13 protein-coding genes are annotated in these 16,400 nt (G+C 47.9%); 1 reads left to right on the forward strand and 12 read right to left on the reverse strand.

Features of this window, described 5'->3' with window-relative positions:
• Positions 1 to 54 precede the first annotated feature (54 nt).
• The gene (locus tag BGX14_RS05540; RefSeq protein WP_095879174.1) at positions 55 to 1,119 is read left to right on the forward strand and encodes an IS5 family transposase; all 1,065 of its coding nucleotides are present in this window, start codon (positions 55 to 57) and stop codon (positions 1,117 to 1,119) included.
• 203 nt (positions 1,120 to 1,322) lie between these two features.
• Here the strand turns inward: BGX14_RS05540 and BGX14_RS05545 are convergent, their stop codons facing one another.
• The 12 genes from BGX14_RS05545 to BGX14_RS05600 form a co-directional block, all read right to left on the reverse strand.
• Positions 1,323 to 2,912: a class I SAM-dependent DNA methyltransferase gene (locus BGX14_RS05545; RefSeq protein WP_095879315.1), complete on the reverse strand. Its 1,590-nt coding sequence runs from the start codon at positions 2,910 to 2,912 to the stop codon at positions 1,323 to 1,325.
• A gap of 46 nt (positions 2,913 to 2,958) precedes the next feature.
• Positions 2,959 to 4,773 (reverse strand): hypothetical protein, encoded by a 1,815-nt coding sequence (locus BGX14_RS05550; RefSeq protein WP_158223239.1) that lies wholly within the window; start codon positions 4,771 to 4,773, stop codon positions 2,959 to 2,961.
• Positions 4,695 to 6,047: an IS5 family transposase gene (locus BGX14_RS05555; protein ID WP_198951137.1), complete on the reverse strand. Its 1,353-nt coding sequence runs from the start codon at positions 6,045 to 6,047 to the stop codon at positions 4,695 to 4,697. The genes BGX14_RS05550 and BGX14_RS05555 overlap by 79 nt, the downstream gene beginning before the upstream one ends.
• Before the next feature lie 65 nt (positions 6,048 to 6,112).
• A complete protein-coding gene (locus BGX14_RS05560) occupies positions 6,113 to 6,532 on the reverse strand; it encodes a hypothetical protein (protein WP_095879317.1) in 420 nt (139 codons plus the stop codon).
• A gap of 6 nt (positions 6,533 to 6,538) precedes the next feature.
• A complete protein-coding gene (locus tag BGX14_RS05565; RefSeq protein ID WP_158223240.1) occupies positions 6,539 to 9,418 on the reverse strand; it encodes a DEAD/DEAH box helicase in 2,880 nt (959 codons plus the stop codon).
• 395 nt (positions 9,419 to 9,813) lie between these two features.
• Positions 9,814 to 12,861: a type III restriction-modification system endonuclease gene (locus tag BGX14_RS05570; RefSeq protein WP_095879319.1), complete on the reverse strand. Its 3,048-nt coding sequence runs from the start codon at positions 12,859 to 12,861 to the stop codon at positions 9,814 to 9,816.
• Positions 12,862 to 12,870: 9 nt separating this feature from the next.
• Positions 12,871 to 13,098, reverse strand: a complete 228-nt coding sequence (locus BGX14_RS05575; protein WP_073306048.1) for a hypothetical protein — start codon at positions 13,096 to 13,098, stop codon at positions 12,871 to 12,873.
• A 3-nt stretch (positions 13,099 to 13,101) separates the two neighbouring features.
• Positions 13,102 to 13,581, reverse strand: a complete 480-nt coding sequence (locus BGX14_RS05580) for a DUF3990 domain-containing protein (RefSeq protein ID WP_095879320.1) — start codon at positions 13,579 to 13,581, stop codon at positions 13,102 to 13,104.
• Complete coding sequence (locus BGX14_RS05585) at positions 13,578 to 13,793, reverse strand: DUF3791 domain-containing protein (protein ID WP_095879321.1); 216 nt, start codon at positions 13,791 to 13,793, stop codon at positions 13,578 to 13,580. Before BGX14_RS05585 ends, BGX14_RS05580 begins: the two co-directional genes overlap by 4 nt.
• A 34-nt stretch (positions 13,794 to 13,827) precedes the next feature.
• Complete coding sequence (locus tag BGX14_RS05590; RefSeq protein WP_095879322.1) at positions 13,828 to 14,799, reverse strand: Fic family protein; 972 nt, start codon at positions 14,797 to 14,799, stop codon at positions 13,828 to 13,830.
• Positions 14,800 to 14,963: 164 nt separating this feature from the next.
• On the reverse strand, positions 14,964 to 15,338 hold the full coding sequence (locus BGX14_RS05595) for a TIR domain-containing protein (RefSeq protein WP_095879323.1): 375 nt from the start codon (positions 15,336 to 15,338) through the stop codon (positions 14,964 to 14,966).
• A 430-nt stretch (positions 15,339 to 15,768) separates the two neighbouring features.
• Entirely contained in the window at positions 15,769 to 16,254 is a 486-nt protein-coding gene (locus tag BGX14_RS05600) for a hypothetical protein (RefSeq protein ID WP_095879324.1), read from the reverse strand.
• Positions 16,255 to 16,400: the final 146 nt, after the last annotated feature.

Genomic DNA, 16,400 nt, shown 5'->3' on the forward strand with positions numbered 1-16,400 from the left:
TTACAAACAAACTAACTTTTTCTATATTGAGGGCATAACCAAGAGGATGCCCTTATGGATAACCAGCTCAGCTTCTTTGACCTTACGGACCGTTATTCGCAGCTTTCAAAGAAGGGCGATCCGTTGGAGAGACTTGACGAGGTTATCGACTGGAAAGAATTTGACGACATTCTCGCCTACGTGAAGAAAAAAGGCCGCGAGGCACGCGAGTGCCACAGCAACGCCGGGCGCAAGAGCTTCGGTTCGCGCACGATGCTCAAGGTGCTGGTACTCAAGCATCTCTACAACCTTTCCTTCGAACAGGTGGAATACCAGCTGAAGGACAGACTTTCCTTCATGCGCTTTGTCGGCGTGGGCCTGAACGGTACCGTACCCGACGAGAACACCGTACGCAACTATTTCGAGCAATACAAGGAAACCGGCGCCTGGGACAAGTTGATAAGGACGTTCGACAAGATACTGGAGAAGGCCGGCTACAAGGCCCAGGAAGGCTCCATCGTTGACGCCTCCATCGTGGAGGCCCCGCGCCAGCGCAATACCCCCGAAGAAAACAGGACAATCAAGGAGGGGAATATCCCCGAGGAATGGGAAAAGGTCCCGAACAAACTGAGGCAGAAGGATACCGACGCCCGCTGGGTGCAGAAACGTGGGCAGAACTACTTCGGCTACAAGCTCCACACGCTGGTGGACGTGAAGCACAAGTTCGTGAGGAAGGCGATGGTCACCGACGCCAGCGTGCACGACAGCAACGTGTACGGCAAGCTTACCAAGGGCGACAAGAACGACGTGAAGCGAGTCCATGCGGACAGCGGTTATCTGAACAGCAAGGACGCCTTGCCGCAGACTTACGAGGAGGTCGTCTGCGAGAAGGGCTACCGCAACCATCCGCTCACCGATGAACAGAAGAGGAACAACCGGAAGAAGTCGCACATCCGCGCCCGGGTCGAGCATGTTTACGGGTTCATATTCGGAAGCATGGGACTGTTCATACGGACTATCGGCATGGCCAGGGCGAAGGCTACAATCATGGGGAGCGTGTTCGTGTACAACATATCGAGATTCGCCACCCTCGTAAAGGGGCCGAAACGACCACGGGAGAAGTGCGCCCAGCCCGCATAGCGGGCGCCCTCCGGGGCATACTCCGGGCGGAAACGCCCGGGAACCGGAGCCGAAAAGGCCCATCAAACGGCTAAATTACGAATAAATCGACATTAAAATGCCGGAATGACGGCGTTCTATGCTATTTTTAGTGGTTGCCTTCACTTCGTTGCGCTCAGGATGACACTCTTGTGGTAATCGCAAATTTTGAGACAACATGACATTTACAGTTCAAATCCCAAGTTCTTAAAGACTTTGGCGAGTTCCTTTTCGGATTCCTTTTCCTTTTTCAAGAGGCCACGCATTTCCGTCTGGAGTTCGCGCATTTTTTCGTCAAAGTTCACCTGTTCGTCGCGGTTCTTGAATTCAATATATTTGCTCGGCACGAGCGACCAGTTTTTCGCCTCGATTTCCTTGAGGGTGGCGGTGGCGCAGTATTCGGGTTCGTCCTTGATTTTCTTTGTTTGCCACTTGTGGTAAGTGCCGCTGATTTTTGCAATGTCCTCGGCGCTGAACTGGGTGTACTTCTTTTCAAAGGGTTCGCCCATCTGGCGCAGGTCCATAAAGAGCACTTCGCCTTTGCGGTTACGGTACTTGCGCATGGAATCGCCGACCTTGACTTCGCGGGCGGTCTTGTTGTTGTTCAGAATCCAGAGCGTCACGCTGATGTCGGTGGAATAGAACATGTTGCGGGGCAGAATGAGGATTGCCTCGACCTTGTCGTTCTGCAAAAGTTCCTTGCGGATTTGCTGTTCGTCGCCTTCGCCGCTGAGCGCGCCGTTACTAAGCAAAAAGCCTGCCACGCCGTTTTCGGAGAGTTTCGAGAGGATGTTCAGAATCCAGCCGTAGTTCGCGTTGCTCGTGGGCGGCACGGTGTAGCCTTTCCAGCGCGGGTCGTCGAGGAGTTCGTTTTCGGCACGCCACGATTTTTGGTTGAACGGCGGGTTCGCCATGATAAAGTCGGCCTTCAAATCCTTGTGCTGGTCTTCGGCAAAGGTGTCGGCGGGTTTGTCGCCCAGGTTTCCGGAGATGCCGCGGATGGCGAGATTCATCTTCGCAAGTTTATACGTGGTGCCGGTGTATTCCTGGCCATATACGGAGACTTCGCGCTTGTTGCCGTGATGCGCCTCGATAAACTTCATGCTTTGCACGAACATGCCGCCCGAACCGCAGCAGGGGTCGTAAATCTTGCCGCGGTAGGGTTCAATCATTTCGGCGATGAGACCGACAATTGTCTTGGGTGTATAGAATTCGCCCTTGCCCTTGCCTTCGGCGATGGCGAACTTGCCGAGGAAATATTCATAGACGCGGCCAACGACATCCTGTTCCTTGTCTTTGATGGTGTCGATGCCGTCGATGTCGCTGATGAGCGCCGCGAGTTTTGCGGTGTCGAGTTGCAGGCGCGAGAAATAGTTGTCGGGGAGCGCCCCGCGCAACGCCTTGTTCTTCTTTTCGATGTTCGCAAGCGCGGTATCGATCAGGAGCGCAATATCACTTTGGCGGGCGTGCTCAATGATAAAGCTCCAGCGGGAAGTTTCTTCCAGATAAAAGACGTTGTCCTTGTTGTAGAACTCGGGCATTTCCACGTATTTCTGGCGGCCGGCGGCGATGAGCTTTTCGCGCTGTTCCTCGAACTTGTCGCTTGCAAACTTCAAGAAGATAAGCGAAAGCACCACGTGCTTGTATTCGGCGGGTTCCACGCTGCCGCGCAACTTGTTCGCAGACTCCCAGAGGGACGCTTCTACAGACTTTTCGGGGACGGATTTCTTTTTTGCGGGCGCAGACTGCGCGGAAGACGATTTTGTCCTAGGCATGTCGGAAATATATAATAATGGAATGACGGCGGAGCGACAAGGGATATCAAAGCACCTTGAATCCGGCCAATTCCAAACTCGCCTTGAACCGCGGGAACTCCGACTCCCTCACGGCAATGCGCTTACCCTCCATCTTGACACATAAACCCTGAAGTGAAAGTTTCCCGATTTCGCGGACAAGGGCGGCGTTCATATTTTCGAGCGAAAAGACCAGCCAGTTTCTCTCTTCTTCTAGCATGACAAAACCTTCTAGAAGTTTATCCCTGAAATCTTTCCAGATTTGGGGTAATTCCCCCTCTGTCAGCGTTTCCATGTTTTCAAAAAAATCGTTCACCTTCGTTTTTGTATCGCAGGTATTTCTGAATTTAATCCGGTCAATCCTGAATAGCGTATGCGATAGCACCGTACAATACGAAGCAAGGAAAATTTGCGAAGGCTTGTCGTCCTTGTCGACATGAATTGTCAAATTGCGCTCGTCCAATTTTACCGGCAAACGCTTCTTGACATTCTTTAGTTCAAGAGAGTCTTTTAAATCGAAAACGTATTTACCCAGTTCCGTCATGCGGATATGCCCGATTTTTCCGAAACAGAAAAAATTCAGGTTGTTCAGCCAGCGGGCTCCGTTATCCGGTATATCTTCCGGCGCATTACACGGGTTCCACGTAATTTCGAACAGGCCTATAGATGCGAGCGCAAGGAACAAGTTTGTATAAGCCGGTTCATGCACAAGTGCCTCGTACCGCTGTCGATCACGGATCCTGATATTTTCCTTGCACTGGACAGGACTGCAGAACCTGTCTGGTAGTTTATAGAAGCAGGCCACATCCAAATCGCAGCCAACAGGAGTCAACTCAGGCAGCCCCTTTGTCTCAAGATTTTCGATATAGTCCTTAAAATTCACGGGTTCTAGCGGCGGGTATTCCTTTATCAGCTTGAACAGCCTTTTGAAATTTTCATTCCGTTTTTCCGATGTCAGACTGTCGTAATAGTCATATACCGTCGCATGCGGATACAGGAGCTTCTTGTCAAATTGAATGGCGTATCCTTTCATTTGCCCGCTCCTGTAATAAATCTTCAAGTCCTCCTTTCCGAAAAAAATCCTCACGGCCCGCTTTATCAAATCTTGCGGGGTTGCCAAGAGTTTCGAAAATTCCCGCTTGTCCATTCCCGCCTCCATTCCCTGGTGAACGAATAAGGAAATGAAGTAGAACGCAAGCATGGTGCGGGCGTTTTGCATCCGCTTTACATTTTTATCCGGATAAGAGAGAAGGGGCGAAGGATATCCGGCGTCGTTTTTGAGTGTTTCCACGGAAAAATCCGCCCCATTCGCAAATTCCGAGAGTTTGGCAACTTGATCGACCCGCTGCAGAAGTACTTTCAGTAACGGGGAGCCCATTTCGCGCCCAAAGAAATCCATATTCGAAAGGGTCAGATAAATTTGTGGCAAGTTGGCAACAAGTTCTTGCCCGGCTTCCTCTGTAAAAAGTTCATTGGAATTGAAAAAATCTTCAGGCGACAACCTCACCCTCGGTTTTTGATAAGAGGCGAAGTATTCCTGCAAACGCTTTTTTGTGTATGGCGGGACAAAGAAAATTTCCCTGTAACCATATTGAATCGCAAAGGAAAGCGGGTACTCGTAATCGTTAAAATAAGATTTTGGCTTATCTCGTTCGACAAGTTCCTCAATCTGATTCGTAAAAACATACGGGTCAAATGCGAGATGCAAGAAACTTTTCTTGACATGGTTGCCAAAGCTGTTATAGTAGTCGTCCCTTAAAAAGGTCACTTTGCGAACGCAAGATAAGGACGTTCGCATTTTTTGTTCATTCCGTTCCACAGAAGGCAAAAAAAGTATAGCCATTCCAACAGGACAAAAAAGCGCCTCATGGCCCTCTTGAAGTTGAACGCCGCTGCTGCAAGCTTTGCATTGAGCATATCGCCAAAGATTCCCTTGTAGAAATTTCTGCCCATACGGTGATCGCTTTTCAGATGGCCGTTGATAGGCTCGATGCCAGCCCTCTTGCAAAAAAGATTGTGTGCCTTTTTCTTCTGGTAGTAAGTCGCGTTTTTCTTCGGGACGTCGGGTATCACGATCTTTGTCGTTCCGGATTCCTTTTGTCCGCGGTAGCCTCGGTCGCATGCGGCCTGGCTCGGCCTGAATCCAAGCATTTGTTCAACATGGTCAAGCGTATCGTCTATCGTATGTCCGTCATACTCGTCCCTGAACGCGACTGCGCCGACGATGATGCCGTTGTAGCTCCGGGCAATTGACACCTTGTTGCCGAACTCGTATTTCTTGTGTTCCTTGCCCTTGCCGATGCATTTCACTTCGGGTTCGTGTAGCGAATAGATTTTGTCCTTGTCGCATTTCTTCTGTGCCAGAACTTTGTAGAAAAGTTCAATTTTTCCTTTGTACGTACCCGACAGATTTTTCTTCGAAAGATTCCGTTCCATTTCGCGGACGAGCCGTCCCGCGATGGTTTTCAACCTGCGATCCGCCTTGTGAGCCTTTTTGGCGTTTTTCGGGTGATTGCGGAAACGCTGGTCACGATGAATCTTCTTCAAGGTTCTCTTGTAGGACTGTCTCTGCGGAAGGCCGTGTTCTTCCACGATTTTCTGCACCTGCTCTATTATCTTGTTCGCAAGTTTGGCGTCTGTAGGGAACGTGATGTTCTTTTCCTGCACGGTCGTGTCAAGAAAGACCGTGCCGCATCCTGTCGGTCCTTGTTTATCGTGGTCATCGTTGACGAGGATACTTTCCTTGAGGATCATGTCCAAGCCTTCCTCGCCGATCTTATGCCGGAAGTGGACAAGTTCGCTCGGGTCGCAGGGTTGCTCCGTCGAGAAGAACCGTTCTCCGCAAAAGTACTGGTAATAGGCGTTTTCCTGGAACTGCTCCACGACGGACTCGTCCGATACGTTGCGGATGTGCTTCAGGATGATGAGCCCGGTCATGAGACGGATCGGCTTGTTCGGCGCACCCATTTTGTCGTCAAACAGTTTCGAAAACTCGGTCTCGAACTTGTTCCAGTCAATCTTGTTCGCAAGAACGTAAAGGGGATGCTTGTGGTTCAACTGCTCCTCAAGGGAACAGAAAAGGCTTGTCTGGGCGGAGGATTTTGGCGGTCTGTACATGGGAAAAATTGCAAGGTTTTCAGTCATATTTTAGAAAACCTTGCAATATTTTCACAGGGTAGAAATCAATTTTTCCCAATAGTTATGCGGGCTGGGCGGGATTTTAAGGGACGACTATAGTAGGCTTCGAAAGCCTCCCTGTCGCAAAACGCTTCTGCAAGTGCCCTGCAGTATGTTGCTACGTTCATGTTTCCTGGTTTTAGCAGCCGGCTACCGTAATTCTTTATATCACTTGCGGTAGTGCGGGATAACCGTATTTCATGGGTGATTTTATCTAGCAGCGATTCCGGGACAGTGCCCGTTTTCACCATGTCCGACGCCAGCGACACATTGGGTACCGACGAAGCGAGCTTGCTTGCGACTACGCGCTGTAATGCTACGTCATTCGCCTTTTTCAGCTTTTTTATATCGATAATTTTTGAAGCGCCGGGAGACCACTCCTCCAGTTTTTTCTGCAATTGAGTCAATTTCTTATTCTTCGGCATAAAAACCTACACGTTCAAGAGGTAGTTGATGTCTTCTTCGGTAAGTTTCTTGATTTGCTGCCCGTCCGAAGAAATGATGGCACTGAACAGGTCCGCCTTCTTTTGCTGGAGTTCCATGATTTTTTCCTCGATGGTTCCGCGGGAAATCAGCCTGTAGCAGAATACGGAGCGTGTCTGGCCAATGCGGTGCGTACGGTCGATAGCCTGCTGCTCGGCACTCCTGTTCCACCACGGATCCAGAATGAACACGTAGTCGGCACCGGTCAGGTTCAGCCCCACGCCGCCCGTCTTGAGCGTCATCAGGAATACCTTGTATTTTCCGTCCTGCTGGAACTTTTTCACCAGTTCCGCGCGATTCGTGGTAGCTCCCGTCATGACAAGGTGCGCTATTTCCGATTTTTCGAGCCGCTCCGCCATCGCATCTATCGATGCCAAGAAATTCGAGAACACGAGGCAACGGTGCCCGCTTTCGACAAGTTCCGCAATGGCATCCACCAGCCTTTCCCACTTGGCTCCTTCGACAACGCTCTCGGTCTTGCTTTCAGGAACAGTAGCGATCTGGCGCAGCTCGGTCAGAGCCTGCAAAATGCAGAACTGGGATTTCTCGAATCCGTTTTTCGCAATTTCGCCCTTAATCAATTTCTGGTAGAATATGCGCTGCTGCTCGTAAAGTGCCGCCTGCTCGGGAGACATGTCCACATACATCACCTGTTCGGTCCGTTCCGGAAGTTCCTTCGCTACCTCCTGCTTTAATCGCCTCAGAATGAACGGACGGATTTTTGCGGAAAGTTCGCGGGCGGCCTCTTCATCATTTTCTTTCTGGATGGGGTTTCCGTAACGGCAATTGAATTCCCCTTCGGTCCCGAACATCGGTGGATTCAGGAACCGGAAAATGGAATAAAGCTCTCCCAGGTTGTTTTCCATGGGGGTTCCGCTCAAGGCAATGCGGTGTCTAGCAGAAAGGAGCATCACCGCCTTGCTCGCCTGGCTTGCCGTATTCTTGATTTGTTGCACTTCGTCGAGCACGACATATTCAAACTCTTCACCTTGCAAAATCTTGATGTCGATTCGGACAACCGCATACGTGGTGAGGATAACGGAGTGTCGCCTGGCCTTATCGATACTGCGTTCAGTGCCGTAATAGGCGTAGACACTCAGTTCAGGCGCGAACTTTGAAAGTTCGTTTTTCCAGTTCTCGATAAGGCTCTTGGGCACGACCACAAGCGAACTTCCCTTGGACTTTTTTGCATAAGCGCTTGCAAGGAGCGAAATGGTCTGGATTGTCTTCCCGAGCCCCATGTCGTCGGCAAGGCAGGCCCCCAGATTGTTTTCGGTTACATAGCCAAGCCACTGCAAACCGTATTTCTGGTAATCGCGAAGTTTCTTTACGACAGGCAACTTCGCCGTCTTTCTTTCGGGAATGGTATCGAACCCGAAATAAAATTTTTGCCACGGAAGTTCTGATTCTTTCGCGTTTTCGATTTTGGCATTAATAAGACTATCGACAAGAGGCATATCAAAGAAGGATATTTTATACGTACCATCCTTCTGTTCGCGCCCCAGTAACCGCTTGAGCCGCGTAAAGAAACTCTTGTCGATAATGGCACGGGAACCGTCGGAAAGCGGAATAAAATTATTTTCTTCGTAAAGCTCGACAATCTTTCGTGGTGACATTATTTCGCCGTCAATTTCGACAGTACATTTCGTGTCGAAATAGTCGATACCATTCCCCACCGAAAGATGTGTCTGCGGCGTCACCTTCTTGAACCTGAATTTGCTCAACGCCTCGGTCCCGAAGAGCCGGTAATTCTGTGCAAGGTCACTCAAATTTTCAGAAAGGAACGGAAGCGCAAGCGCCGATGTGATATACAATTCGTCGCCTTCAATGTCGTAGGCCCTGGCGCCCTCCTCCTTGCATTCCGGGTGTCGGCTGATACAGCCCCTCAAGAGGGAATCCATCTTTTTCCAGCTCTCGGTGCCACCGTATGTTACAGGAATCCTCGAAATGGTGCGGCTTGATACATGCAGGCGCACAAGGGTCGAAGGCTTGTTTTCCGAAACAAAGTCAACTGGGAACGGATCGAAGCACCACATCTGTCGAATCGAAAGGTTTCCCGATTCGTCCAGCCCCGCAAAGTGGAGCGCGGGTTCGGCGGGAGTTTTAGGCATGGGCGTTTCGCTAAATTGCGTCATCTCGATTTTGATGGAAGGGAAAATGGAAGCAAACAGCGAGAGGAACTTTTCAATTTCCTTCCCGTTCAAAACGCCTTCGATATCCGAGAGCTTGTTGTAGTTAATCCCCAGGTCCCGCGTCCTGTAAATCTTCTTTCCGCAAAGTGCATAGGTAGGGCAAAGCGGAATTGGATTTTCAAGCGTTTCCGTTTCGGTGTTTAGGACAAGCGAAAGCTTGAAATCTACGCCGGAAAAATCCTCCTTCAATTCTTCTGAAGGGTCGATACGCAAAAGAACCGCCGTCCGTTCTGTCTTTTCGGCGTTGGTCACGATGCTTTTTCCAAAACGGAAATTTCGCTCACCCTTGAAAAGCTGGTAGGCAAATTCCGCACTCTGGTCAAGATAAACCACTCCGTTCGGCCCATCTCCCCACGAAACCGTATTAAGCCGTTGTTGTTTGACACGGTCTATGGCAAGGTCCAGCGGAGAACCGCCGCATACAACGTCTTCGAGAGCAATCAAAGCGCCCTTGTCGTTCGAAAAAAAGAAATAGGCACGCCCGCTTTCGTCAATACCTAAATTGAATACAGTATCTTCAAGCGGGATGTTCGCCCTAAAATTTTCTGTCGTGGCAGAGGCGTTTTGCCAGATATCCGAAATTTGTCCTAATGATAGTTTCTTGGGAGCTCGCCCGCCTTCATTTTTTTTGGCCATGGTGCAAAATATAACTTTTTTGCTCATTTATACCGGCATCAGCCCCTTAAGTCGCCTCATTTTCGCCAATGAGGGCGATTTTCAAAATGGCGATGTAGAACTTTGGTGTTGAAGCCCCCAGTAATGTTTAAGATTTTAAACGCAAGTCCTTTATGATGGTCAAAATCGCCATTCTAAGCCACGGACTTATCCACAACACCAAAGTCATACTTTCCCTACTATTTTCTACTCACTTGTGCACTAAACATATATTCCTGGAGCGGGATTGTCAAGACTCTTGTTTCAAGATTAGGTAAGGTTTCCCCGCGATTCATCTGTCTGCTACCCATTTTGTAAGCATCCTCATATTATTCAGAAAACTGGCAAGGGGCGTAAGGAAATTTTACAACCAACGATTACTTCACCAAATCCAGCAATCGTTCGTAGGAATCCACCACGTCGTAGGTGACGGAGTCGCTGGAGATGGCGGCAAAATGTTTGCGGGCGCACTTGATTTTAGCGGATTCGATTTCGCGAAGTTCCATAGTGCTCATGGAGCCCTTGGTTTCGGCGACAAAATAAACATGCTTGACTTCGCCCTCGTGGAATGCGATTGCCCAGTCGGGATTGTACTTGCCAACGGGCGTATTGATAAAAAATCCCTTGGGCAGTTTGATGTAAAGCGATACTTCCTTGCTCGTTTCCAGTTTCTGTGCGAAGTCGCGTTCGTTACTGGAATCGTAAATCAGGTGGTCGTATAAATGCTGGTGTGTTTCGCAGGCATTCATGCCGAGGCGGCCCTTCATCGTGTTGTCGGTAAAGATGCTCGTCTCGTAACTGGATTCCAGCTTGTTATACGTGATATGCTCAATGATGACGGTTGCCTTCTGCTCGTTGATTAGGCGGCTCGCCTTGATGATAAACTCTTCAGGGTTTTCCTGGAACTGCTCAAAGACGGGCTTCTGGATTTTGCCAAGAATTTCGCCAACCGTTTTGCGGGTAAGTCCCGTATCTTCGACAATCTTTCCAATCAAGTCGTACTTGACGCTGGAATTTGCAGTAGCGACGGCAGCCCTAGATTCCGTAGATTCCATCTTGAAGGCATTGCCCGCTTCCAGCTGTTCCTTGGACTTGATTTTGTCCAGAGAGCCCTGCGACACTCTGAAGAAAATCTTCGTCACGCGCAAGTTCGCATTCAGCGCATCAACCGATTTACGGACAAGTTCATCCGTCTCAAAATCTACCACGTAAGCGGACTTCGCGTTAATCTTCTGCCAGAGTTCCTTGAACTCCTTGGAATTGTACTTGCTCTTGTTCAGGCGCAGTTCCACATTGTTCTTACGGGCATCTTCGGGCTTAATCGCATCGGCATCGTAAAGCGTATCGAGAACACCACAGATGCTTGCGCAATAAGGAGCGACTTCTTCGCAAAGGGTCAGCGCACCGGCAGCCTTATCCGTGCGATACTTATCCGTCAATGCACCCTTCTTCACATAGCCGCATTCTAGCAAAGCATCGTAAACCGTCTGCGCAAAGTCATCCGTCACAAAAAGTTTTTCACCAGATTCCGAAGTAAACGACTTTCCCTTGAACAGGTCTATCGTCACCTTGACCGGGCGGCTGCCAATCGTTGCCGCCATTTCGGTCTGCAACGCCTTCGCGAAATCCTCATAACTTTCGTTCGCGATAACCGTGAGCACGTTCACCGAATGCACATCGCCGCCCAAGACGCTCTCGTCCATGCGTTCGCCGTTCTGGTTCACGCATAAACGCAAGCCGCGGCCCACTTCTTGCCGCTTGCGAACTTCAGAAGCGCTGCTCTTGAGCGTGCAAATCTGGAACACGTTCTGGTTATCCCAACCTTCTTTCAGGGCAGAATGGCTAAAGATAAACCGCACCGGTTCTTCGCGCGAAAGCAGGCGTTCCTTGTCCTTCATGATCAAGTCATAGGCGTCGATATCGTCGGAATCCGATGACCCGCGGGCAACCTTGCTATCCACAAAGCGACCGCCGCCCTTCTTGCTCTTGTCGATGGAGAAATACCCCGCATGTGCCTTGTGGGCATCCGTCTTTTCCAGAAATTCAAAATACTCCGGGCTCTCCAGCAAATCCTGCTGCATCGACTTGCGGATGGAATCGTATTCTTCTTCGAACATTCTGGCGTAAATGCCCATCTCGTCCGGAGCGTCGTAATCACGATACTTCTTGACCTCGTCAATGAAGAACAGCGAAAGCACCTTGATGCCCTTGCCGAAAAGTGCACGTTCGCGCTCGAAATGCGAAATAATCGTTTCGCGAATCTGAATCCGACGCAACTGTTCCTCGTTCACCACACCCACGCAGTCTCCGGCATAAATCTTCTTGCCGTTCGTGAAAGTCACAGAAGAATCATTGCCGTTCACGTCGGTAACAGTATAGCCGTCCTTGTATTCTTCGAGACCGCTCGACTGTTCGTAAAGATTAAAACCCTTCGTGACATGGGCCTTTTTCTTGAGCAGGCCACCCTTGCCCTTGCAATCAAATTCAAGAGTCGCGACAGGAGCCTTGTCCGTAAACACCTGAACGCCTTCCAAGTACAAGTAGCCCTCGGTCGCCGTAGAACCGCTCACCGTAATGCCCTTGACACTAATCTTCTTGACCAGGTGCTTGTTGTAGGCATCCATCGCATCGAGGCGGTAAACCATGTTGTAGATGGCGTCCTTGCGGTGCGTCGCCGAATAGCGCAAAGTCAACAGCGGCTGGAATTCCGCAAGGCCCTCTTTCGTCTTCTTGCCCTCGACACTCTGCGGCTCGTCGATAATCAGAATCGGGTTCGTGCTCGCAATAACATCTATCGGGCGGCGACTGCGGAACTCGTCCAGCTTCATGCGGATACGGCGCGCGTCCTTGCCCGTAGCGTTGAACGCCTGCGAGTTAATAATCATCACGTTGATGTGGCTGTCCGACGCAAAGTGGTCAATCTCGGTCAAGTTCTGCGAATTGTAGATAAAGAACCGGATGGACTTGCCGTATTCTTCCAGAAAATGTTCCTGCATAATCTGGAACGACTTATAGACACCCTCGCGAATGGCGATGCTCGGCACCACCACAATAAACTTGGTCCAGCCGTAGGCACGGTTCAGCTCGTACATCGTCTTGATGTAGGTGTAAGTCTTGCCCGTACCTGTTTCCATTTCGATGGTCAGGTTGTAGCGGCCTTCCAGCTTGTCGGACTGCGGCAAAAGATTCGCCGACTGCACCGCCTGCAAGTTCGCAAGCACCTTGGAATCGCTCAACTCGGGCACCAGACGCTGATTGCAAAAACCGGTCACACCCCTTTGCGCGGGCACACTGCCGCCAAAGAGCTTGGTCGTACCCGAATCCATCAAGTAGCTCGATTCCAAGTAGGGTTGCCCCGCGAAAACATCGCAAACGGCCTTCGCGGCATCCGCCTGGAACTGCTGGTACTTGAACTGGATTTTCATAGTGTAAAATTAAGAATGTTTTGCAGAAAGTTCTGTTTCTTCAAGTATCTGCACAAGGACTTTGTAATCAAGATACTGGATGCCTTCAACGCCCTCATGGATTTTATCGGCAAGCTTGCTCTGGTAATAAAGATCCATAGCTTCTTCCAGCGAACACTTACGCACCTGCGCCAAATGCGCTATAATCCGTTCTTCCAGGCGTTCCTGATAAACCTTCTCTAGAACTTCGCCATCCATAAGCTAAACCTCTTCGCTAGAAACAAACGTCAGCAACGAATCAATCGCTTTCTGCGTAATGAAGGCAATCTGGTCGTAATGCGGATACACCTTGATTTCTCTCAAGGCACGGTCTAAGTCCCAGATTCCCGAATGATACATATCTACCACACGGAAAACCTTGTCGTTCGCGACCTTGCCTACGATAACATCGTAATCCTTGTAATCCAAAGCCCCATCGCGGCACTTGCAGACAAAATTTATCCATTCGGTCAAATCTTCCGGAAAAGTCTTCACCGATAAATCGCTTGTAAAATCCGACATCTCGTAGATGTTCAGAACAGGACTTGCACCGTCATAAATTTTTGACTTTCTTTCGGCCCAACGAACGGCCTGCTCGCGAACGGTAGTCACATAGAATCCCATCCCGAAATCAAGGGGCCTATAGGAATGATTGATATCAGGTTTTTGCACGACCTGTATTGAACCGTGGTAAACAATCATATGGCTACCTTGCGGACTTTCAAATATTCCTCAATATCGCTCACGACAAAATCAGTCCCCTGCGTGTGCATTATTTCGTAATTGGGGACAAGAAACTTTTGAATACAACCAGAATCCCTAAGTTTTTTATATACGGCGGACGGCAGCTGATTCCACTTGTTCGCGCAAGCGTGAATCATATACACGACAAATTCGAATGAATCCTGAATCATAATGCCTCCGTATAACACAAAAATACTTTTTTTCTCAAAGTGAGTAATATCCGCCGTTCTTCGGAGCACCACGAAATTCGATTTTTCCCTGTTCGGTCAGCTGTTTCAAATAACGCTGAGCCGATCTTAAAGAAAGTGAAAGCCTAGAGGCCAACGACGGTGCATTCAAACCGCCATTTTTCTTGATTTCTTGCAGGACTTTTTCCTGAAAATTTACACCGCCACTTAATTTCTTATTTACACCGCCATTTTGCGATTTTACACCGCCACTGTTTTTTAAGAGGCGAAGCAAATCTTCTTGCGTAGAGACTACACAATCCGCGATAAAATCGACAAACGGGGCGCTATCCTTGTGCGCGGTTTCCAACGCAGCGACATACTCCATCCGTCTAATGGCCGGGATAATCGCCACGGTATATTCACCACGAAGAAGAGCCAAGTTCATGATGAGCCGAGCCACCCTTCCGTTGCCATCAACAAAGGGATGGATAAAGACGAACTTCTGATGAGCCTTAGCGGCAAATTCCACCGGATTCATCTTCGGCTCGTTCTTGTTGAACCACTCAACGAATTTTTTCATTTCTGCCGGTATCTTTTGCGGAGGGGTCAATGCATAATGGCTACCGCTTATAAAAACCGGAACCGTCCTGTATTTACCGGCATTTCCCTTGTCAATCAACTGATAGAACAGCTTATGCAAATTCTGGATATCAGGTTCTTCCAGAGCCTTGTGCTTGGCGAGGGAGTGAATCTTGTCGTACGCCTTGGCATGTCCCAACGCCTCATAGACATCACGGAGCGGCTTTCCTCCAACGGTGAGTCCATCTTCAATGACCACCTTCGTCTCTGTCTCGGTAAGGCTGTTGCCTTCAATCGCATTGCTTGAATATGTCAGCCCAACGCGATAAAACGCCCGCAAGGACTTGAGCGTTTCCTTCGGGAGAGGCCGCATTGCAATCAGTTCGGCGTTATTCTCGGCAGCTTTTTTCAGTTTGGGAGTGAGCATTGGGGGAATCTTAGATTAGAGTTATTTCTTATTATTTGTACTAGAATTTGAAGGCTTCATGTTCCCCAAACCTTCAAAACTTGCTTTGTTACTCCCCCGTTCCTGATTAGGTTGCATTTGGGACAATTTATCAAAGCTGTCTTGATGTGAAATCCTTTTCTCTGTCATTTTTTCTCCTTAATTGTAGATTGTACAAAAGATGTAATTTTTTTTATTTTCTCATCATTGCTACACCCCTCTTTTAAATCAATAAAAAAAAGAGGAATACCCATTTTTCTTGTTTCAGCAATCTCAATATCAACCCAACTAGATTCCTCAAGCATAGGTGTTTTAAGCACAAATACATATTGTGATGATTTTAATTCATTTAGAACTCTAGCTTGTTTATCTATGGAGTCATTATGAAGTAAATCAATAAAAATGTCATATGTTTTTACCAGAATGGTGTAAATCTCCGACAGCAAAGAATTACTCACCACCCCATCACGCAATGTATAACTGAAGAAAAGCTTATTTCGTTTTACAACTGGCGCAGGCAATGTTAACTATCTCCAAAATTGTAGGAATAAATAAAGGTATCAAAAGAATATAGTATAACACATGCGAATTGTTGAATAAGGCTTGTAACCGTGATGGTTTCCGAGGTGTTTTACAGTTACTATAAGGCCAATTGGAATCTAGTTCTCGGAATTTCATTCCCATCATCCATCTTAATTTAACTTGATAATAATAGCAATATGAATCTACTATCCAAAATATAAAAGTAATTGAGAAAATAATAGATGAAATTTCAAGGCCTGATAAAGATATATTTCCCTTTATCAAAAGAGGCAGAACTACCGTAATTATCGAGAAACAGGCTTTTTTCATCCATCTTGTTGAATTGGAAAATTCTGTAGTAGCGTTTTCCAATTGATCAATTTCCTTGAACAATATTTTATTCTTTAATTCAAGTTCATCTTTCATAAATTATCCACAAATTGAAGGTAATTTAGTCCACCCAACAATCGCAACAAAGGCTATTGAGAAAAATAGACCTAGGCTCAAAAACACCCATGAAATAACGTCAAAAGATCCAATCGAATGAGCGTCCTTATTATTGACAGTTTCTTCAATTAACCTAGCATTTTTTTGAAAAATTACTATAGATATGACTATGGCCACTAAGTGACACACTAAGGCTGTCATCAAACATAAAAACGAGGACCATGTTACACTTTCCGAGCAAAATGCGCAAAAAATAGCAATCAAGAAAGCTATTGTTGCCGAGGATATAGCTAATTTAGATTTATCACATTCTAAATTTGTTTGGTACCATGCTGAAAGTGCTTGCGTATAAAATGCAAGATCCTTTTCATCATACTTTCCATCTTCAACTTTAGATTCACTAGATTGCAAAGCACCATCTTGACGTGATATTTCAAGAAGCTTTATTTTCCAGTTATCTTTTTTCATTTTTATCCTTTTGGATGCTGGTTCGTTTCAGATTTTCATTTTCCTTTTGTTTTTTCTCCTCCTTTTTTTCCTTCTCCTGTTTCATATTTGGCGGGAGCATTTTGCCTAACTTTGCAAAACTTTCATTTAAAAGTTTCTTCTAGTTC

Origin of the sequence: Fibrobacter sp. UWS1, assembly GCF_002300445.1 — a bacterium.
Classification (GTDB): Bacteria; Fibrobacterota; Fibrobacteria; order Fibrobacterales; family Fibrobacteraceae; genus Hallerella; species Hallerella intestinalis.

Bases quoted from the DNA above. Each gene is read 5' to 3' on its own strand.
- BGX14_RS05600 (WP_095879324.1), bottom strand. From the start codon at position 16,254: ATGAAAAAAGATAACTGGAAAATAAAGCTTCTTGAAATATCACGTCAA.
- BGX14_RS05540 (WP_095879174.1), top strand. From the start codon at position 55: ATGGATAACCAGCTCAGCTTCTTTGACCTTACGGACCGTTATTCGCAG.
- BGX14_RS05560 (WP_095879317.1), bottom strand. From the start codon at position 6,532: ATGCCGAAGAATAAGAAATTGACTCAATTGCAGAAAAAACTGGAGGAG.
- BGX14_RS05575 (WP_073306048.1), bottom strand. From the start codon at position 13,098: ATGGATGGCGAAGTTCTAGAGAAGGTTTATCAGGAACGCCTGGAAGAA.
- BGX14_RS05550 (WP_158223239.1), bottom strand. From the start codon at position 4,773: ATGGCTATACTTTTTTTGCCTTCTGTGGAACGGAATGAACAAAAAATG.
- BGX14_RS05570 (WP_095879319.1), bottom strand. From the start codon at position 12,861: ATGAAAATCCAGTTCAAGTACCAGCAGTTCCAGGCGGATGCCGCGAAG.
- BGX14_RS05545 (WP_095879315.1), bottom strand. From the start codon at position 2,912: ATGCCTAGGACAAAATCGTCTTCCGCGCAGTCTGCGCCCGCAAAAAAG.
- BGX14_RS05565 (WP_158223240.1), bottom strand. From the start codon at position 9,418: ATGGCCAAAAAAAATGAAGGCGGGCGAGCTCCCAAGAAACTATCATTA.
- BGX14_RS05585 (WP_095879321.1), bottom strand. From the start codon at position 13,793: ATGATTCAGGATTCATTCGAATTTGTCGTGTATATGATTCACGCTTGC.
- BGX14_RS05580 (WP_095879320.1), bottom strand. From the start codon at position 13,581: ATGATTGTTTACCACGGTTCAATACAGGTCGTGCAAAAACCTGATATC.
- BGX14_RS05590 (WP_095879322.1), bottom strand. From the start codon at position 14,799: ATGCTCACTCCCAAACTGAAAAAAGCTGCCGAGAATAACGCCGAACTG.
- BGX14_RS05555 (WP_198951137.1), bottom strand. From the start codon at position 6,047: ATGTACAGACCGCCAAAATCCTCCGCCCAGACAAGCCTTTTCTGTTCC.